At 64.3% G+C, this 17,402-nt stretch carries 5 protein-coding genes; 3 read left to right on the top strand and 2 right to left on the bottom strand.

Annotated features, from left to right (window positions below; all coding sequences use genetic code 11):
* Nucleotide 1: 1 nt before the first annotated feature.
* Nucleotides 2-1,093, top strand: coding sequence for a Gfo/Idh/MocA family oxidoreductase (locus EOB80_RS20190; protein ID WP_127329268.1), 1,092 nt, complete (start codon nt 2-4; stop codon nt 1,091-1,093).
* A gap of 201 nt (nt 1,094-1,294) precedes the next feature.
* On the top strand, nt 1,295-2,731 hold the full coding sequence (locus EOB80_RS20195; protein WP_127329270.1) for an amidase: 1,437 nt from the start codon (nt 1,295-1,297) through the stop codon (nt 2,729-2,731).
* A gap of 154 nt (nt 2,732-2,885) precedes the next feature.
* Here EOB80_RS20195 and EOB80_RS20200 read toward each other — a convergent pair whose 3' ends face one another.
* Both EOB80_RS20200 and EOB80_RS20205 read right to left on the bottom strand, forming a co-directional pair.
* On the bottom strand, nt 2,886-4,130 hold the full coding sequence (locus tag EOB80_RS20200) for a Xaa-Pro peptidase family protein (protein ID WP_127329272.1): 1,245 nt from the start codon (nt 4,128-4,130) through the stop codon (nt 2,886-2,888).
* 68 nt (nt 4,131-4,198) lie between these two features.
* Nucleotides 4,199-4,765 carry an invasion associated locus B family protein gene (locus tag EOB80_RS20205; protein WP_245463695.1) on the bottom strand — a complete coding sequence of 189 codons (567 nt, stop codon included), beginning with the start codon at nt 4,763-4,765 and terminating at the stop codon, nt 4,199-4,201.
* Nucleotides 4,766-5,023: 258 nt separating this feature from the next.
* On the opposite strand from EOB80_RS20205, the gene EOB80_RS20210 reads away from it, so the two are divergent.
* Nucleotides 5,024-17,380, top strand: coding sequence for a hypothetical protein (locus tag EOB80_RS20210; protein ID WP_206516828.1), 12,357 nt, complete (start codon nt 5,024-5,026; stop codon nt 17,378-17,380).
* Nucleotides 17,381-17,402: the final 22 nt, after the last annotated feature.

The following is a 17,402-nucleotide window of genomic DNA, read 5'->3' on the forward strand; positions in this document are numbered from 1 at the left end:
GGTGTCCGACAGAGTAAAAGTGCTGGTGGTGGGTCTCGGCAATATGGGTGCGTCGCATGCCAGCGCGTATCACCGGCTCGACGGTTTCGAGATCGTCGGCATCATGAGCCGCTCGATCAAGACCAACACGAAGATTCCGGGAGAATTAGCCGGCTACCCACTCTACGAAGATTTCGACCAGGCGCTGAAGGAGACAAAACCGGACGCGGTGTCGATCAACAGCTGGCCGAACACCCACGCCGAATATGCGCTGAAGGCAATCGCCGCCAACTGCCATGTGTTCATGGAAAAGCCGCTCGCCACCAACAACGAGGATGCCGAGAAGGTGGTCGCGGCGGCGCGCGCCAAGAACCGCAAGCTGGTGCTCGGCTATATCCTGCGCGTGCATCCGTCGTGGATCAAGTTCATCGAGGTCGGCAAGACACTCGGCAAGCCGCTTGTGATGCGGCTCAACCTCAACCAGCAGAGCAGCGGCAGCGCCTGGCACTGGCACAAGAACCTGATCGATTCGCTGATCCCGATCGTCGACTGCGGCGTCCACTATGTCGACGTCATGTGCCAGCTGACCGGCGCCAAGCCGGTGCGCGTGCATGGCATCGGCGCCAAGCTCTGGGCGGAGGCCGACAAGCAGAATTACGGCCACCTGCACGTCACCTTCGATGACGGCTCGGTCGGCTGGTACGAGGCGGGCTGGGGCCCGATGATGAGCGAAACGGCCTATTTCGTGAAGGACGTGGTCGGCCCCAAGGGCGCGGTGTCGATCGTCGCCGGCCAGCAGGCAAGCAATGCTGCCGAACTTGCAGAGGTTTCGAGTTCCGCCGACATCGACCGCCACACCAAGACCGATGCGCTGAAGATCCATTATGCTCAGGTCGACGGCGACAAGAATTTCTCGAAGCCCGACGAGATCGTCAGCATGGAGGACGAGCCCGGCCACCAGGAGCTCTGCGACCGCGAGCAGGCCTTCTTCCTGCGCGCCATCCGCGAGGATCTCGATTTGACCGAGCAGATGGATGCGGCGGTCAACAGCCTGCGCATCGTGCTGGCCGCCGAACAGAGCATCGCGCTGGGACGGACCATCGACCTGGCCTGACGCAATCCGGCTGCTGGCGGCAATCGTTTCAGGCCGGCGCTGCCCCTCACCCTTACCCTCTCCCCGTGAAGAACGGGGAGAGGGGGTCGTCAGCGTTGGAGCGTCTCCCTTCTCCCCGTCACTATACGGGGAGAAGGTGCCGGCAGGCGGATGAGGGGCGGCGCCAACGTTGGCAAGATCAACGAACGACGGGAGAGAGACATGGTCACCGACAGTCTGCTGAAAACCTATGCCGAGACCGACGCGCTCGACCTTGCGGCACTTGTGAAGCGGGGCGACGTTTCACCGGCGGAACTGGTCGAGGCGGCGATCACGCTGGTCGAGCGGCTCAACCCGGCGCTCAATGCGGTCATCCATCGCCTCTACGACATGGCGCGGGCGCAGGCCGAGACGGTCGACACATCAGCGCCCTTCGCCGGCGTGCCGTTCCTGCTCAAGGAGCTGGCCTCGTCCTGGACCGGGGCACCGAACACCAACTCCTCATTCTACCTCAGGGATGTTGTTGCCGATTTCGACACCGAAGTCGTTCGCCGCATGAAGGCGGCCGGGCTGGTGCTGGTCGGCAAGTCGAACGCGCCGGAGAATGGCTGGTCGATCACGACGGAACCAAAACTCTACGGTGTGACGAAGAACCCGTGGAAGGAAGGCATCACGCCCGGCGGCTCGAGCGGCGGCGCTGCCGCGGCCATTGCCTCGCGCATGGTGCCGATCGCCGAGGCCAGCGATGGCGCCGGCTCGATCCGCATCCCGGCCTCCTGCTGCGGTATCGTCGGCCTGAAGCCGTCGCGCGGCCGCGTCAGCCTCGCCCCGTTCGGCGACTATTGGTATGGCGGCGCCTATTTTCTCTGTTGCTCACGCACTGTGCGTGACACGGCAGCCTATCTCGATGCGGTGGCTGGCGCGCTGCCCGGCGACCCCTATACGCCGCCGGTTCCTGATGGCAGCTGGCTCAGCCTCTCAGCGCGGGCGCCAAAGAAGCTGCGCATCGGCTTTTCCGTCACGCCACCCAACGGCACGGCGATCGATGCGGAGGTGAAGGCGGCGGTGCTGGCAACCGTGGCTGCGCTCGAGCGGCTCGGCCACGACGTCGAGGAGCACGATATGCCGCTCGACGCGAACGCTGTGTGGAAGACCTACACCAACATGACCTGCGTGCAGACGGCGGCGACGTTCGACTACCTTGAGACGGTGATCGGCCGGCCGGTGACGCCAGGCGATGTCGAGGCGGTGACTTGGGCAATCATCGAGCGCGGCCGCTCGACCAGCGGCACCAGGCACATCTCCGATGTCGAGCAGCTCAGGCAGGTCGGCCGCGACATCGTCGGCGACCTCGGCGCCTACGATCTCTTCATCACCCCGACCCTGACGCAGCTGCCCCGCCCGCTCGGCTATTACGACATGTCGGAAACCGACATCGACCGCTACAACGCCAAATGGGCGGACTCGGTGTTTGCCTTCCCCTTCAACATCTCCGGCCAGCCGGCGATCTCGCTGCCGCTCGGCTGGTCGAAAGACGGCGTGCCGATCGGCGTGCAACTGGTCGGCCGCTACGGCGACGAGGCAACGGTGCTGGCCGCATCGGCGCAACTGGAGCAGGAGATGCCGTGGAGAGGGAAAAGGCCGGCGGTGAGTGGTTAGGTGCTGGGCACCGCGTGCGGCTTCGAGATTGGCCAAATCGCCCATCGCTTCGTCATCCTCGGGTCTCCGCGACGGAGCTTCGCTCCTGCTCCGCCCGTGGATGACGAAGGTGGGGAGGCTTCGGCCAATCTCCAGCGTGCAGACTCAAAGCCGGCTATCCAATCCTCTCCAGCCGCCTCGGCAGGCGGTTCATCGGCTTGGGCCCGTCCGGTGTGATCAGGAACTGGTCCTCGAGATTGAAGCTGGCGAGGCCGTCTATGTAGAGCGGGATCTCGAAGGCCAGCACCATGTCGGCTTCGATGACGACATCGCTATCGGCGGCGATGAACGGCCATTGCTCCGAGAAGACCGACTGGCCGACGCCATGGCCGAAATGACCGCGGCGGTAGGTGCGCAGCCCTTGCCGCGCCAGGCTGTCGGTGGCGACGCGATGCACGTGGGCGAGCGTGGCTCCCGGAACAAGCGCGGCCAGCCCGTCGTCAAAGGCCCGCTCGGCGATCGCGTGCAGTTCGGCCTGCTCGGCGGATGGCGATCCGAAGGTGAAATTGCGCGACATGTCGGAGGCGTAGCCGCCGACCGTGCAGACCATGTCGCACTTCAGCGGATCGCCAGGCATGGCTTTCGCATCGGTGCTTTTGGCCTTCGCGCCCAGCGTCACATATTCGGCTGTGGCGACCGGATGGGACAGGCCGGACGCGGCCGTGGCGACGCCTTGCCGATAGAGGGCAATGAGATCGGCCTGACGCATGCCGGCCATGGCATCGACCTGCAGCCGCTCCAGCCCGGCTTCCGACAGGATGATGCCTTGCTGGAGCAGATCGATCTCGCGCGGCGACTTGATGGCCCGCAACCTGTCGAGCACGGCCGAGCCGTCGACCATCGTGCAGCCCGGCAGCAGCGCCTGCATGACCGAGAGATCGGCGGCGGGAATAAAATCGAGATCGACGCCGATCCTTGCGCGCTCAAGTCCGAACCCGCTCAGGATCTCCTGCAGTTCGCGGACGGAACGGGCAAGTTCGAATGTTGCCGGCCGGGAAAAACCAGGCGCCCGGCCAGACGAGGCAAGGCCGGCCTCGACGCGTTGCGCCAGCCCTTGCCCTGCGGTCGAGGCGTCAAGCGTGGCGGTTTCGATCCAGATCGGGTGGCTGCGGATGACGGCATCCGACAGAGCCAGTTGCAGCTGTCCCGCATTGAAATCCGCCACCACGACGCCGATCGGCAGGTCCTGGCCAGCCGGGATGACGACGAAGCCGGCGCCGGCGCGCCGGAACAGTCCCGCCGGGCCGATCGAGGCGCCGGTCGCATAGTGGAAAGCCTCGGGCGCGCACAGCACCAGCGCCTCGATGCCGGCGAGGTCCATCAGTTGCGCCGCGCGCTGGCGATCGACAAAGCCTGTCATGGGTTTCTCCACTGTCCGAAGCGGCAACGGAGCATTCCGGGCATCGACAATCAAGCCGCTGACAGCAGCTACTTGATCGATTCCAGCTTGGCGACGGCGGCGGTGAAGCCGGCCAGCGACACCGGGATGGTGACCGGCTTGCGGGTGACCGATTCCATGCCGATGTTCAGATTGGTCCCGGACTTCATGGCCTTGATGAGATCCGCCGACAACGGCGTGGCGGCATAGGCGCCGTTCTGGTCGCTGGTCTGGATGGCAATCGTCGTCTTCTGGCCCTGGTCGATCTGGAAGGAGGCGCCGGACGGCAGGAACAGGCCGTGCGGCAGGGCAAGCAGCATGGCGAGGCTGCCATTGCCGTTGTCGCGGCGCACGGTCACGGTCAGCACGCGCTGCCCGGTCTTGGCCTCGGTCAGGTTCTGCGACACCTGGCACTGAAGCTCGGTGGTCGCCGAACCGCTGGAGCAGTTCACCGCCCACGGATTGGCATCGGCCGGTTTTGCATTGCTTTCAGCCGGCTTTGGCTGGGCCGGCTTGGCATCTTCGGCAAGGGCTGGGCCGGCGGCCAGACCAAGCCACAGGGCGGCCAGCCCCGCGGCCATGCCAATTAAATTAGACTTGTCTAAAGTAAGTGCCATGTTGTTTTGCCGGATGCCTTGCATGTTTCCTCGCCGCGCCCCGGTATTCTCCCGAGCATGGCTTGATACAACACTCGCGACTGTTCCGAAAGCCGAGCCGGAGGCAAGCAAGCCGGCGAAATTACTGTGGCCTTTCAGACACAGCGAGCAATTTTGCAGGAAAGCTCTAGAAATCGGATCGGCCAGGACTCGCTATACAATAGAATTCGAGTAAGACTCTACACGGGGCGCGTGTAGTCCCCGAAGGACTCGCCAGGGATGGGAACTACCGAGACTTCTCGGCAAGTTGGTGAGATAGCGGCGCGTGGGGAGGATTTCCACGTTCGCGCTGGCTATCGCCGTTCGCAAATCGCCAGGCATCTTTGGAAGACGACGGCGCTGACGACGCTGGCGCTCGGTCTTTCCGGTCTGACCGCCCATGCCGATCCGAACGGCCTGTGGCAGCCGCAGATCCGCGCCATCATTGGCGCCGACAACAATGGCGGCAACGCCGCGCTCGAAGGTTTCATCCCGCTCAAGCAGACGGCTGAATCCGTGCTGTTCCTGGATGTCCGGGCCAAGCACGATTTCAAGGATGGTTCCGGCCAGGATGTCGGCCTCGGCATTCGCCGCATCGTCAACCCTGACCTGATGATCGGCGGCTACGCCTATCTCAACATCGAGAACTACAACTCCACCCAGTTCACCGCCGCCACGCTGGGCGCCGAGGCGATCACGCCACATTTCGATGCGCATGTGAACGTCTATCTGCCGATCAAGGGCGATTCGACGGATCACTCGACCAGCTCGACCCTGTCGATGGTCAGCAACCAGCTGATCGAGCAGATCTCGGTCCTCGACCACCGCGACTACGCGGCGTGGGGCATCGAGGGCGAGATCGGTGCGCAGGTGCCGGTCGCCCTGCCCGACAAGCATTCGCTGCGGCTCGACATCGGCGGCTATCATTTCGAGGATCCGCATGGCGACGACGGCAACGTCACAGGCGCCAAGGCCGGGTTCGAGTATACGATCGGCGATGTCTTCGGCAGCAACACGGAACTGGTCTTCGCCGGCGAGGTCCGCAACGACAATCGCGACGACACCCAGTTCGCCGGCAGCGTGCGGCTGAACATCCCGTTCAATCCCGGCAGCGGCTCGGCCAATGGGGCCGACAACGGGCCGGAGCCGGTCTATCCGGTCAGCGAAGGCCTGCGCAAGCGCGTCAACGAACGCGTGCGTGGCGATATCGGGGTCCGCGTCCAGTCGCAGACGCTGACCGGCGGCTCGACGACGCGTGTCGCGATCAACGCCGCCACCAATGCTGCCTTCGGCAAGTTCTATTTCGCCGATGGCGGCCTCGCCGGCGCCGGCACGCTGGCCGACCCGACGACGCTGGACGACGCCGTGACCAAGTCGGGTGCGAACGGCTTTGTCGTCGCGCTTGGCGGCAACGGCAATCTGACGACCGGCGGCGTGACGCTTGCCAATGGACAGACCGTCATCGGCGGCGGCGAAAGCGTCACCGCCAGGCTTTTCGGCGGCGGCACCAGCACCTTCAACCTGGGCGGCAGCGACGGCACGATCCAGGGCACCAACGTCGCCAACCCGGTCATCACGCTGGGCAACGGCAACACGCTCAACGGCATCACCATCACCGGCGGCGCCGACGGCATTTTCGGCAACAACATCACCGGCGCGACGCTGACCAATGTGACGGTCACCGGTGCGGGCGGCAACGGCGCCGACTTCACCGGCAGCTCGACCGGCATCACCGGCTCCAATTTCACCGCCACCGGCAACGGCCTCGATGGTCTGCACATCGAAGGCGACGGCACCTACAATTTCACTGGCACGACGCTGCTGCAGGGCAATCTCGACGACGGTCTCGATATCAGCGGCAAGGGCACCTACACCTTCGCCACCGTCAATGCGCAGGACAATACCGACCGCGGCATCACCGTGCAGGGCACGTCGACCGGCGGGACGTTCACAACCACCGGCGGCACCGTATCGGGCAATGGCGGCACCGCCATCTTCATCGATCCGATCACCGCTCATGTGGTGCTGGACTCGATCAGCCAGAGCGGCGGCACGTCGGGTGTCGTGCTCGAGAATGTCGCGGGCAGCTTCACCGTCAACGGTGCGACGACGATCTCCGACACGACCGGACCGGCGATCGCCATTTCGGCTTCGCCGGCGGCGATCCGCTTCGGCGACATCAACATCACCAATCCCGGCGCCGACGGCATCTCGTTTGCCGACGTCAATGCGGCGGTGGTCGCCGGCAACATCGTCATCTCCGGACTGGGTGTCGGCACCGGCCTCGACTTCTCCGGATCCAAGACCAGTTTCACCGCCCAGTCGCTCAACATAACCGGCACCGGTGCTGCCGGCTCGATCGGCATCGACCTGACCTCGCCGAGCGTCGGCGGCGCGGTGATCAGCATCACCGCTGGTGGCGTCATCGCCAATGTCGATACCGGCGTGCGGCTGGGCATTGCCGGCACGCCGGGGGCTACGGCCAACGCCGAGTTTACCTTCGGCGGCGGTTCCAGCTCCATCTCCGGCATCACCGCCTCGCTCGATGCGCGCGGACTCAATGAGGGCAGCGGCCACTACGCCTTCGGCACGACACAGTTTGCCGGCCCGCAACTCTACGACCTGCGCAATTACATTTTCGTCGCGGCCGGGGCTTCGGGCGGCGGCACGTCGATCACCGACCTCGCCTCGATCGATTATGCCGACAGCATTACCGCCAGCGACGCCATCATTGTCCTGGTCAACCGCGGGACAATCGACGACGCCACCGGCTTCTCGCTGAGCGACGGGCAGGAACTGGCGTCGTTCGGCAACGGCCGTGAGTTTTCGCTCGGCGGGGTGCCGTTGAATGTCACCGGCACCAACGTCCATCATGACGAATCCATTTCGGATTCCGCGGGCGCGGCAACGCTGACCAGTTCCGGCGGCGGCGATGTCGTGACGCTGGGCAACGGCAACACATTGCTCGATTTCAATATTTCCGGGGGCGCCGCCGCCGGCATCCACGGCCTGGGCATCAATGACCTGACCGTCCAGGGCGTGACGGTCAGCAATGTCGCAACCGGCCTCTTACTCGATGGAGTGACCGGTACGGTCTCGGTCGACGACCTGACCGTCCAGACCGCATCTGAAATCGGCATCGTGCTTGTCGGTTCGAGCGCGACCGTCAATTTCACCGGCAACACCAAGATCACCAACGCCACCAGTGCCGCGCTGTCCACCAACAATTTCGCCGGCATCGCCACCTTCGACGATCTCGACATCACCGGCGGCGGCGTAGGCATAGGCATCGTCGGCGGCTCCAGCGGAACCTTGACCTTCGGGGTCGGGAGTTCCATCGCCAACACGAGCAGCAACGCCTTCTCCATCAGCAACTCGACGCCCAACGTCACCTACAACGGCACCATCAACCAGACCGCTGCTACCAGCGCGGTGACGATCTCCGGCATGAGCGGCGGCAGCGCCACGTTCGGTGGAGCGATCACCGCCAGCACCGCCACCGCCTTTGCGATCAACCTGAGCGGCAACACCGGCGGCACAATCAAGTTCACCGGCGGGCTGGATCTGACCACGACCACCGGCACCGGCTTCAGCGCCACCGGGGGCGGCACGATCACAGTCGCGGCCGCAGGCACGGAGCAGATCACCACCGGCACCGGCCACGCGATCAATCTCGACGGCGTCACCATCGGCACCGGCGGCATGGCGTTCGACAGCATCACGACAGGCGTTGCGCAAGCCACGGCGCTCAATTTCAATGCCGTCTCGGGCGGCCCGTTCCTGGGTGGCAATGTCACCATCGGTGGCACCACTGCCGGCATCGACGGCCTTGCAATCAACGCTTCGTCATCGACCTTCACCATCACCAATCTGGTGACGACCAATGTCGCGGGCACCGATGTCAGCCTGACCAACAACACCGGCTCGATCGCGATCCTCGGTGGCGCCATCGCCAATTCGGGCACTGGCGACGGTGTCGTCGTTTCCGGTGGCAGCGCGACAATCGGTGTAGCGGCCAACATATCCAGCTCGGCAACCGCGCCAGGCACGGCGGTCAAGGTCGACGGCACCACTGGCGGCTCGGTGACCTTCAGCGGCAGCGTCACCTCGACCGGCACCGGCAATCTTCTCGCGATCGGCTCGACGCTGCCCCCGGTCGGCGGCGCGATCAGCTTCATCGGCTCGACGCTGTCTGCGACGGGCGGCGGTGGCGCCGTCGTCACCGGCCTTGCCGGCACCGCGACGCTGAACGTCACAGCTCCGCTGTCGATCACCGGCGCCACTGCCACCGGCCTGGCCGTCGCCAATGTCGCCAGCACCGCATCGGCGACCTTCGGGGCGGTGACCGTGTCGGGCGCCACGGGCAATGGCATCGACATCACCAACAATGCCGGCGCCGTCACCTTCGGCACCACCAGCGTGACGATGGGTTCGACCGTCGGTCCAGCCGGCATCAACTTCGCCCTGACCAATGCCGATGTCACATTTGGAACAACCAATGTGACGATGGGCTCCGGCGCCAACCAGACCGGCATCGACTTCAGCGGTTCATCGACCACGGCCGATTTCGGCGTGACAACGATCACCGGCACCGGCGACCTCACCTCGCGCGGCATCGACCTGTCATCGACGACGGGCAACAAGACCATCACCTTCCTGCAGGGCTCCAAGATCGACAATGCCGGCGTCGGCGTCGAGCTGGCATCCGACGGCACCACGGCGACTTCGGCCAACGCCAACTTCACCTTCGGCGACGGCAATGCCGCCGACGGGCTGGAGTCGACCATCATCGCAGCCAGTGGCGGCTACACGGTCAACACGATCGGGCTCGATCCGACGCTCGGCAATTATGATTTCGACGATGTCGCCTTCACCGGCAGCGCCAATCTGGCCAGCGCGGTCGGCGGGGTCGTCATGATTTCCCAGGACGGTGGCATCGTCCACGCCAACACCGACGGGCTCAGCGCCGACGTGACCACGGTCACGGCTGCCGAAGCCGATGCCATGACCGGCACACTGACCTTCGCCTTTGTCGGCACGGTCGATCTGAGCGCCACGCCGTTCACGCTCGATTCGGGCCAGTCGATCACCGGCTTCGGCAACGGCAGTTCGATCATCACCTCCGGCACCATCCAGCCGATCAATGTCCAGGGCAATCTCGGCGCCACCGGTGGCAACGTCACCGGCAATGAGGGCGTGGTCAAGAGCACGGGCGGCGATACGTTGCAGCTGCTCGGCAGCAACCAGGTGCGCGACACCGCGTTCGACTTCACCGGCGGCAGCGGTTCGGTCTTCACCATCGACCAGAATGCCGGCGGCTTCAGCAATGTTGGCGGCATCGTCATCCAGGGCGTCACGGTCAGCAATGTCGCCACCGGCCAGACGGCGTTCAAGGTCGCCGGCCTCGACACCAATTTGTCGATCACGGACAACAACGTCAACGTCGCCGGCACGCTGCTCGACGTCGATGGCGGCGTCGGCAACATCACGGTCACGCGCGGCACCTTGCCCAACAGCGGACCGGCGGGCACGCTGACCGGCGGCGGCATCTCGATCGCCAACCGCACCGGCGGCACGATCAACTTCACCGACAAGGTCACAGTCAACGGCAATGGTGCCTCGCTTACCAACAACGCTGGCTCTACGGTCACCTTCGCCGATCTGGACATCACCACATCGGGCGCGACGGCGTTCAGCGCCACCGGCGGCGGCACGGTCAATCTCGTGACCGGCACGATCAACGCCACCAACGCGCAGGCGGTGGCGCTCGACGGCATCACGGCCGGTATCAACTTCGCCTCGACAAGTGCGACTTTCGCTTCCGGCAGCGGCATCGACCTGCAGAACCTGGCCGGCACCGCAAGCTTCGGCACCGGTACGCTGACCAACACCGGTTCGGGCACGTCGTTCAATGTCGGCTCGGGGACCGCAGCCAGCGGCGGCAACGCGACGACTTCCTATGGCGGCACGATTGCCAGCAACGGAACGGGCGCTGCGGCGTCGATCCAGAGCATGACCGGTGGCTCGGTGACGCTGTCGGGTAATCTGACCGATACCAATGCGGCCGCCGGCGGCAACATCGTCGTTGCCGGTAACGACGCAGCCGCGATCACGTTCTCGGGCACGACCAAGCAGATCAATTCGGGCGCGACGGACGGCGTGAGCTTGGGCATCATTGGCAATTACGGCTCAGGCGCCCCGGCACTGAATACCAACAGCACGATCGACTTCACCCATGGCGGCCTTGATATATCGACAATGACCGGGGCGGGCTTCGTCGCAATTGGCGATTTAGGCCCGGCTGGCGCAACCTCCGCCATCATTACCGTCACCGGCGCCGGCAACAAGATCAATGCCGGCAGCGACGGGCTTGCTGTGTATGGTGCCAATGTCGGCAGCGCCGGCGTTACCTTCGACAGCATCTCGGCGGACTCCACGATTCCCCTTCCCGGCGACCCCGGCGGTGCCGGCGTGACGCTGTTGGGCGCCAATCTCGTCGGGGATGTCAACATCGGCGGCCTGAGGGATACTGGATACACCGGCGCCTGGCTGTACGCCCTGAGTGGCACCGGAGAGGTCAATTTCACCGGGACGATCGATCTCGACGTCCAGTATGCCGGGTTCAATATCGGCGGTCCCGAGGTTGGTACCGTCAACATCGCCAATGTCGCCGGATCCACCCTGACCATCGATGGCGGCCAGTTCGGCATCATACAGAGCTCGCAGGGCGGGACCGTCAACGTCGGCATCAACGGCAGCGCCAGCATCACGAACACCACCCTCTCGGCTATCAGCCTCGGCGGCGGCAATGACCTGGCCTTCACCACGCTGACCTACAAAGGTTCGATCACGGTCGGTGTGGGATCGGTGATAAGCGCCAGCGGCGATGCGACCCGTCTGAACATGAGCGGTTCCGTCGTTTCCACCACGTCATCGACGGCCTTCGACTTCTTTGGCCATGCCGAAGGCATATACGATATTTCGAGCACCATCGATCACAGCGGTGGCGAGGGTGTCGCCATCGGCGGCTCGGCCAACGGCACGGTCACCTTCTCTGGCACGTCGAAGATATTCAACACCGGCGCCAACGATGCCATCGTCAAGGCACCGTCGTACGTGATGGACCCGCAGACCAAGGGCACTCTCGCCTTCACCAATGGCGGCCTTGTCATCACCACCAGCAGCGGCGCCGGCTTCACCGCCAGCACCTTCGGTTCGGGAACAGTCAGCGTCACCGGCGCCGGCAACACCATCACGACCACGAACGGCGGCACGGCGCTGAAGCTTGGCGACGCGACGGCGGTCGTCGCCGGGGCGAAAGGCGCGACGGTCGGCGCCGGTGGTATCAAGTTCGATACGATTTCGGTCAATGGCGCGGCGACCGGCATATCGCTCAACAATGTCAGCGGCGGCGTAATCGATCTCGGCACGGTCAACCTGCTAGGCATCACCGGTGCCAATGCGCGCGGTGTCGACATTTCCGGCACGCTCGGCTCGACGTTGAATTTCGCCAGCCTGAACATCGGGCTTGGCGCGGCGAACACGATCGGTCTCGACCTCAACGGCGCGTCGCTCGGCGCGAGCAACATCACCGCTGGCGATTTCGACGTCGACGGCGGCGGTTTTGCCGGCACGATCGGCATCGACATGGCCGACACGACCGGCACCGGCACGATCCAGCTCGGCGACACGATCAACAACAATCCGGCGGGACAGACCTCCAAGATCGAAAATGTAGGCTATGGGGTCCAGTTCTCCAGCGCCACCAACGCCCAGCTCCTGTTCGGCGACGGCGCCGGCCCGGCCGAATCGTCGATCAAGACCACAGGCGGCCAGGTCATCCACGCCACCGACACTTTGCCGACCAACGGCGACTACAATTTCAACGACGTCAATTTCGATGGCGACATTTCGAACCTGTCCTCCTACAAGGTCTACTATGTCACGGCCGATGCCACCGCCCTTGGCGACGGCAGTCTGCTCAATCCAGGCACCTACGCCAACGCCCAGACGTCTTCGGCCAATGTCATTGTGCTGATCGACAAGACCGTCGACGGCGGCCAGGCGACGATCGACCTCGGCGCGACGTCGTTCCAACTCGATGACGGACAGGTGCTGCTCGCCTTCAAGAGCAACGACGCGGCGATCGATGTCTCGCAGCTCGGGGTCGACACCAGCGCCGGCGCGTCGCCGGCGTTCCACTTCACCACGGTGCAGAATTCGCCCATCATCGCGGCGCCGGCGGGCATCGACACGCTGCGGCCGCTCCTGCAGAGCAATAACGCCACGCAGGTCATCAATCTGGCGACATCAGGCAGCGGCATCTTCACGGGCGGCATCCAGAACCTGATCGTCAGCAATCTCGGTTCCGGTGCGGGCGTTGCCGCCAACGCGACCGGCGCCTCCAGTTTCTTCGTCAGGAACAACACCATCACCGCCGGCGGCAACGCGCTCGATTTCTCCACCACGGGAGCTCCGGCCAATACGCTTCTGCTTTCGATCGACGGCAACACGCTCAGGTCGACCGCGTCCGGCTTGGCTGCGTCGTTCACCGGCCAGAACATCGATGCCGACCTGAATTCAATCGCGATCAGGTCGTTTGCCGGCAATGCGGTGACCGGGGGCGCCGGCAGTGGCGGCATCGCCTTCAGCAATGTCCGCTTCGATTCCGACGGCGCCGGCGGCACCGTCAGCGCCGGCACGCTCGGCATCGGTAACCCAGGCGCTCGCGTCCAGGGCAATGGCCTCAGTTTCACCAACACCAGCGGTACCCTTAATCTAGGCACGCTCAGCCTTGCCAACAATGGCGGCACCGGTGTCATCGCCAACACCAAAACCACCACCTTCACGCTGAACAACACCGGTGGCGTGGTCACCACCACCAACGGCGCGGCGTTCGATCTCGATCCGCTGACCGTCAACATGACGTTTGCCACCGTAAACGCCGGTGGCGGCGCGAGCGGCATCATCTTCGACGGCGTCGCCGGCACCTTCACCGTCACCGGCGCGACGACCATCGGCAACACGACTGGCTTTGGCATCGATGCCGTCAATACCAACACCGGCACCTTCAACTTCAACACGGTGACGGTGAACAATGCCACCGTCCCCAACACAGGCGGCGGCATCCGAGTCCAGACCGGCACGCTCAACGTCACCGGCCTCGCCAACATCGACACGACCAGCGGCGTTGGCCTCTCGCAGGCCGGCGGCACAACCAGCTTCACCAACGGCGTCACCATCGACACCACCGCCGGCACCGGCATTCTCGCCACCGGCGGCACGATGGGCATCACCGCTACGGCTGCCGCCCAGACGGTGAACGCAACCGGCGGCACAGCGATCAATCTCTCCGGTGTCGCCGCCACCATCGCGCTCGATTCGACCTCGTCGGCCGGTGGCATCAACAATGTCAGCCTGACCGATGTCACGGGCATTGTTGGACTTGGAACTGGTGCGCTGAGCGGCGCAACGGGCGCGTCGTTCAATGTCGTCGGCGGCACGGCTGCCGTGAGCTATTCGGGCACGGTCAACAATTCGGGCGCATTCAGTCCGGCGCTGAATGTCCAGAGCCGGCTTGCCGGCGCCGGCCTCGTCGCCCTGAGTGGTAATCTGACGGCCAGCGGGCTGGGCGTATCGCTGAACAACAATGCAGGCGGCACGGTGACGGTGTCCGGCGCCTCGAACAGCTTTAACGGCGGGGGCACCGGCATATCGATCACCGCCAACACCAGCGGCACCTACAACATCAGCGGCGCCAGCTATGCCATCGGCATGAGCGGCGGCGGGCTTGGCGTCGATATTGCCGGCAACAGCGCCCCGGTGACGGTCAATTTCAACGGCGGCGGGCTGGCGATCGTGACCTCGGCGGGCGCCGGCTTCAATGCCACGGGCTCCGGCACGGTCAGCGTCACCGGCGTGGGCAACTCCATCGCCACGGGCACCGGTGTGGCGATGAACCTGAGCGGCGTCACCGTCGCGGCCACCGGCATGAATTTTTCCTCGACCAGCAACGGCGCCGGCGGCAACAGCGCCGTCGTCCTCACCAACGTCATCGGGTCGGGGACGATCAATCTCGGCGCCGGCACGCTGGTCGGCGGCAGCGCGGCGACCATCGCTGTCAGCGGCGGCACCGCCAACCTCAACTATACCGGCAATGTCAGCCAGTCGAACAATGCCACCCTGGTCAGCGTCACGGGCGGGCACAGCGGCTCGCTCAACTTCGCTACCGGTACGCTGTCGGCGACGAACGGTACCGGCCTGCAGTTCGACAATGCGGACGGCATCTACAGTTTCGTCGGCACGACGACGCTGAATGGCGGCAATGCCAGCGTCGACATCCTCAACGGCTCGGGCGGCACCTTCAATTTCGGCACCGGCACCTCGATCATCAGCCCCAGCGGCACGGCGTTCAACGTCAATGGCGGCACCGCCACCGTCACCTATGCCGGCACGATCACGCAAGCCACCGCCGGCCAGCGCATGATCGTCGTCGCCGACACCGCCGGCGGTTCGGTGAATTTCACCACTGCCGTGGCGAACGGGCTCAATGACACCGGCGGCACCGGCATTGTGATCGACGGCGCGGCGGGCAGCGTCACCGTCAACAACGCCAGCCTGACGGGCACGGCCGGCATCACCATTCTCGGCGATTCGACCAACAATGCGACCGGCACCTACACCTTCAACAATGTCGCTATCCAGACCGACGCGGGGGCTGCGAACAATGCCTTCGTCGTCGATGGCGACCAGGGCACGCCAGGCAATGACGGCGTCAGCGCGGTCGTCAATCTGAACAATGTCGACATCACCAACCCTGGCGGCAATGTCGCCAACATCCGCGGCATGGCCGGCGGCTCGGTCAATTTCGACAGCGCCAGTTCGATCACTCGCAACGACGGCGGGCTGGGCATTGCCGTGCTCAGCAACGTCGGCGGCACGATCAACTTCGGCGGCGCGGTCAAGACGCTCTCGACCGGTGTCAACGCCGCCGTCATCATGACCAGCAACCCCGGCGCCACCATCAACTTCACCAATGGCGGGCTGGTTATCACCACAACGAGCGGCGACGGCTTCAACGCGACCGGCGGCGGCACGGTGACGGTGCAGGGCACCGGCAACACGATCACCTCCGGCACAGGCACGGCGCTCAACGTCGTCAACACGAATATCGGCGCCAGCGGGCTGAATTTCCAGAGCATTTCGGCAAATGGCGGCATCAACGGCATCGTGCTCAACAATACGGGCTCGGGTGGATTGACCGTTACAGGTGTCGGCACCACCGCCGGCTCGGGCGGCACAATTCAGAACACAACCGGGCGCGGCGCCAGTTTCATCAGCGCGAGCAACATCACGCTGAAGAACATGAATTTCACCAATGCCGGCACCGACGATCTCGATGCCGACAATTCGGGGCTTTCGACTGGTGACAACCTCACGACCAACGCGGCCATCCATCTTCAAAACGTCTCTACGGCGACGCTGGACCGGATCGCCATTTCGGGCGGCGCCGAGCAAGGCATCAACGGCAATACCGTTTCGAACTTCACGCTCAGCAACAGCAGCATATCGAATGCGGGCAATGGAGCGGACGAAGATGGCATCCATTTCTACAACATGTCCGGCACCAGCGCGGTCACCAACACCACGATCACAGGCAGCGGCGACGACAACTTCCAGCTGCAGACCCAGTCCGGCACGCTCGCGCTGACGATTTCAGGCGGCAGCTCGACTGGCGCCGTGCTTGGCAGCGGGTATCTGTTCGGCATCCGTGGAACGTCGAACGCCACGATCAACTTCTCGGGTGCCAATTCGAGCAACAACTTCAGCGGTGGCATCGTCGCCGATGCATTCGACAACTCCACAATGAACCTGAACGTCATCAACAGCACTTCGAGCAGCAACAACGATCAGCTGTCCGTCAGCGCCGGGGACAACAGCGATGTGAGCCTCGTCGCCACCGGCAACACGCTGAGCAGCACGGCGGCGGGCGACTTCGTCGTGGTGAGCCTGCTCGGGTCGGCGTTCGACAACGGCTTTACTTTTGACGCTCGAATTGAAAACAACACCATCACGGTCGCAAACGGGCTGACAGCGGATGGCATATCGGTATTCAATGCCGGCGGCGGCGCCATGCGGGTCGGAATCAAAAACAACTCCATCGACTATGCCGGTACGCAACGTGCTATCCTTGTCCAGGCCGGACAGGACGGCGCCGGCAGCATCCTGGCCCAGATAACCGGCAACGCGATTGACATCAAACTGGATGGGACCGGAGATGCAGTTGCTGGCATTCTCGTCCAGTCAGCCGTCACGGACCCGGAGGGAAATGGTGCATCCGTCGATCTGAGCATAGGCGGCGCCGGCGCGCTCGCGAACATCTTTACGCATTCGCTTGGCGGCACCATGGCGGCTGGTGACATCCGGGTACGTCAGCGCAACAACGGGACGATCAACCTTAGCGGCTATGCTGGGGGCGCCATGGATACTGCTGCCGTGATCGCTTATCTGAACGGCCGCAATACAGTTGTTTCTGCATCTACCGCGACGGCGCAAACGAGCGGATTTACCGGGCTTGCCACGCCGCCGTTCCCATGATGGCTACGTTGATGAGGTAGAA

Source organism: Mesorhizobium sp. M7A.F.Ca.MR.245.00.0.0 (genome assembly GCF_003997415.1).
In the GTDB taxonomy this organism is placed as follows: domain Bacteria; phylum Pseudomonadota; class Alphaproteobacteria; order Rhizobiales; family Rhizobiaceae; genus Mesorhizobium.

Bases quoted from the DNA above. Each gene is read 5' to 3' on its own strand.
- EOB80_RS20195 (WP_127329270.1), top strand. From the start codon at position 1,295: ATGGTCACCGACAGTCTGCTGAAAACCTATGCCGAGACCGACGCGCTC.
- EOB80_RS20200 (WP_127329272.1), bottom strand. From the start codon at position 4,130: ATGACAGGCTTTGTCGATCGCCAGCGCGCGGCGCAACTGATGGACCTC.
- EOB80_RS20205 (WP_245463695.1), bottom strand. From the start codon at position 4,765: ATGGCACTTACTTTAGACAAGTCTAATTTAATTGGCATGGCCGCGGGG.
- EOB80_RS20210 (WP_206516828.1), top strand. From the start codon at position 5,024: ATGGGAACTACCGAGACTTCTCGGCAAGTTGGTGAGATAGCGGCGCGT.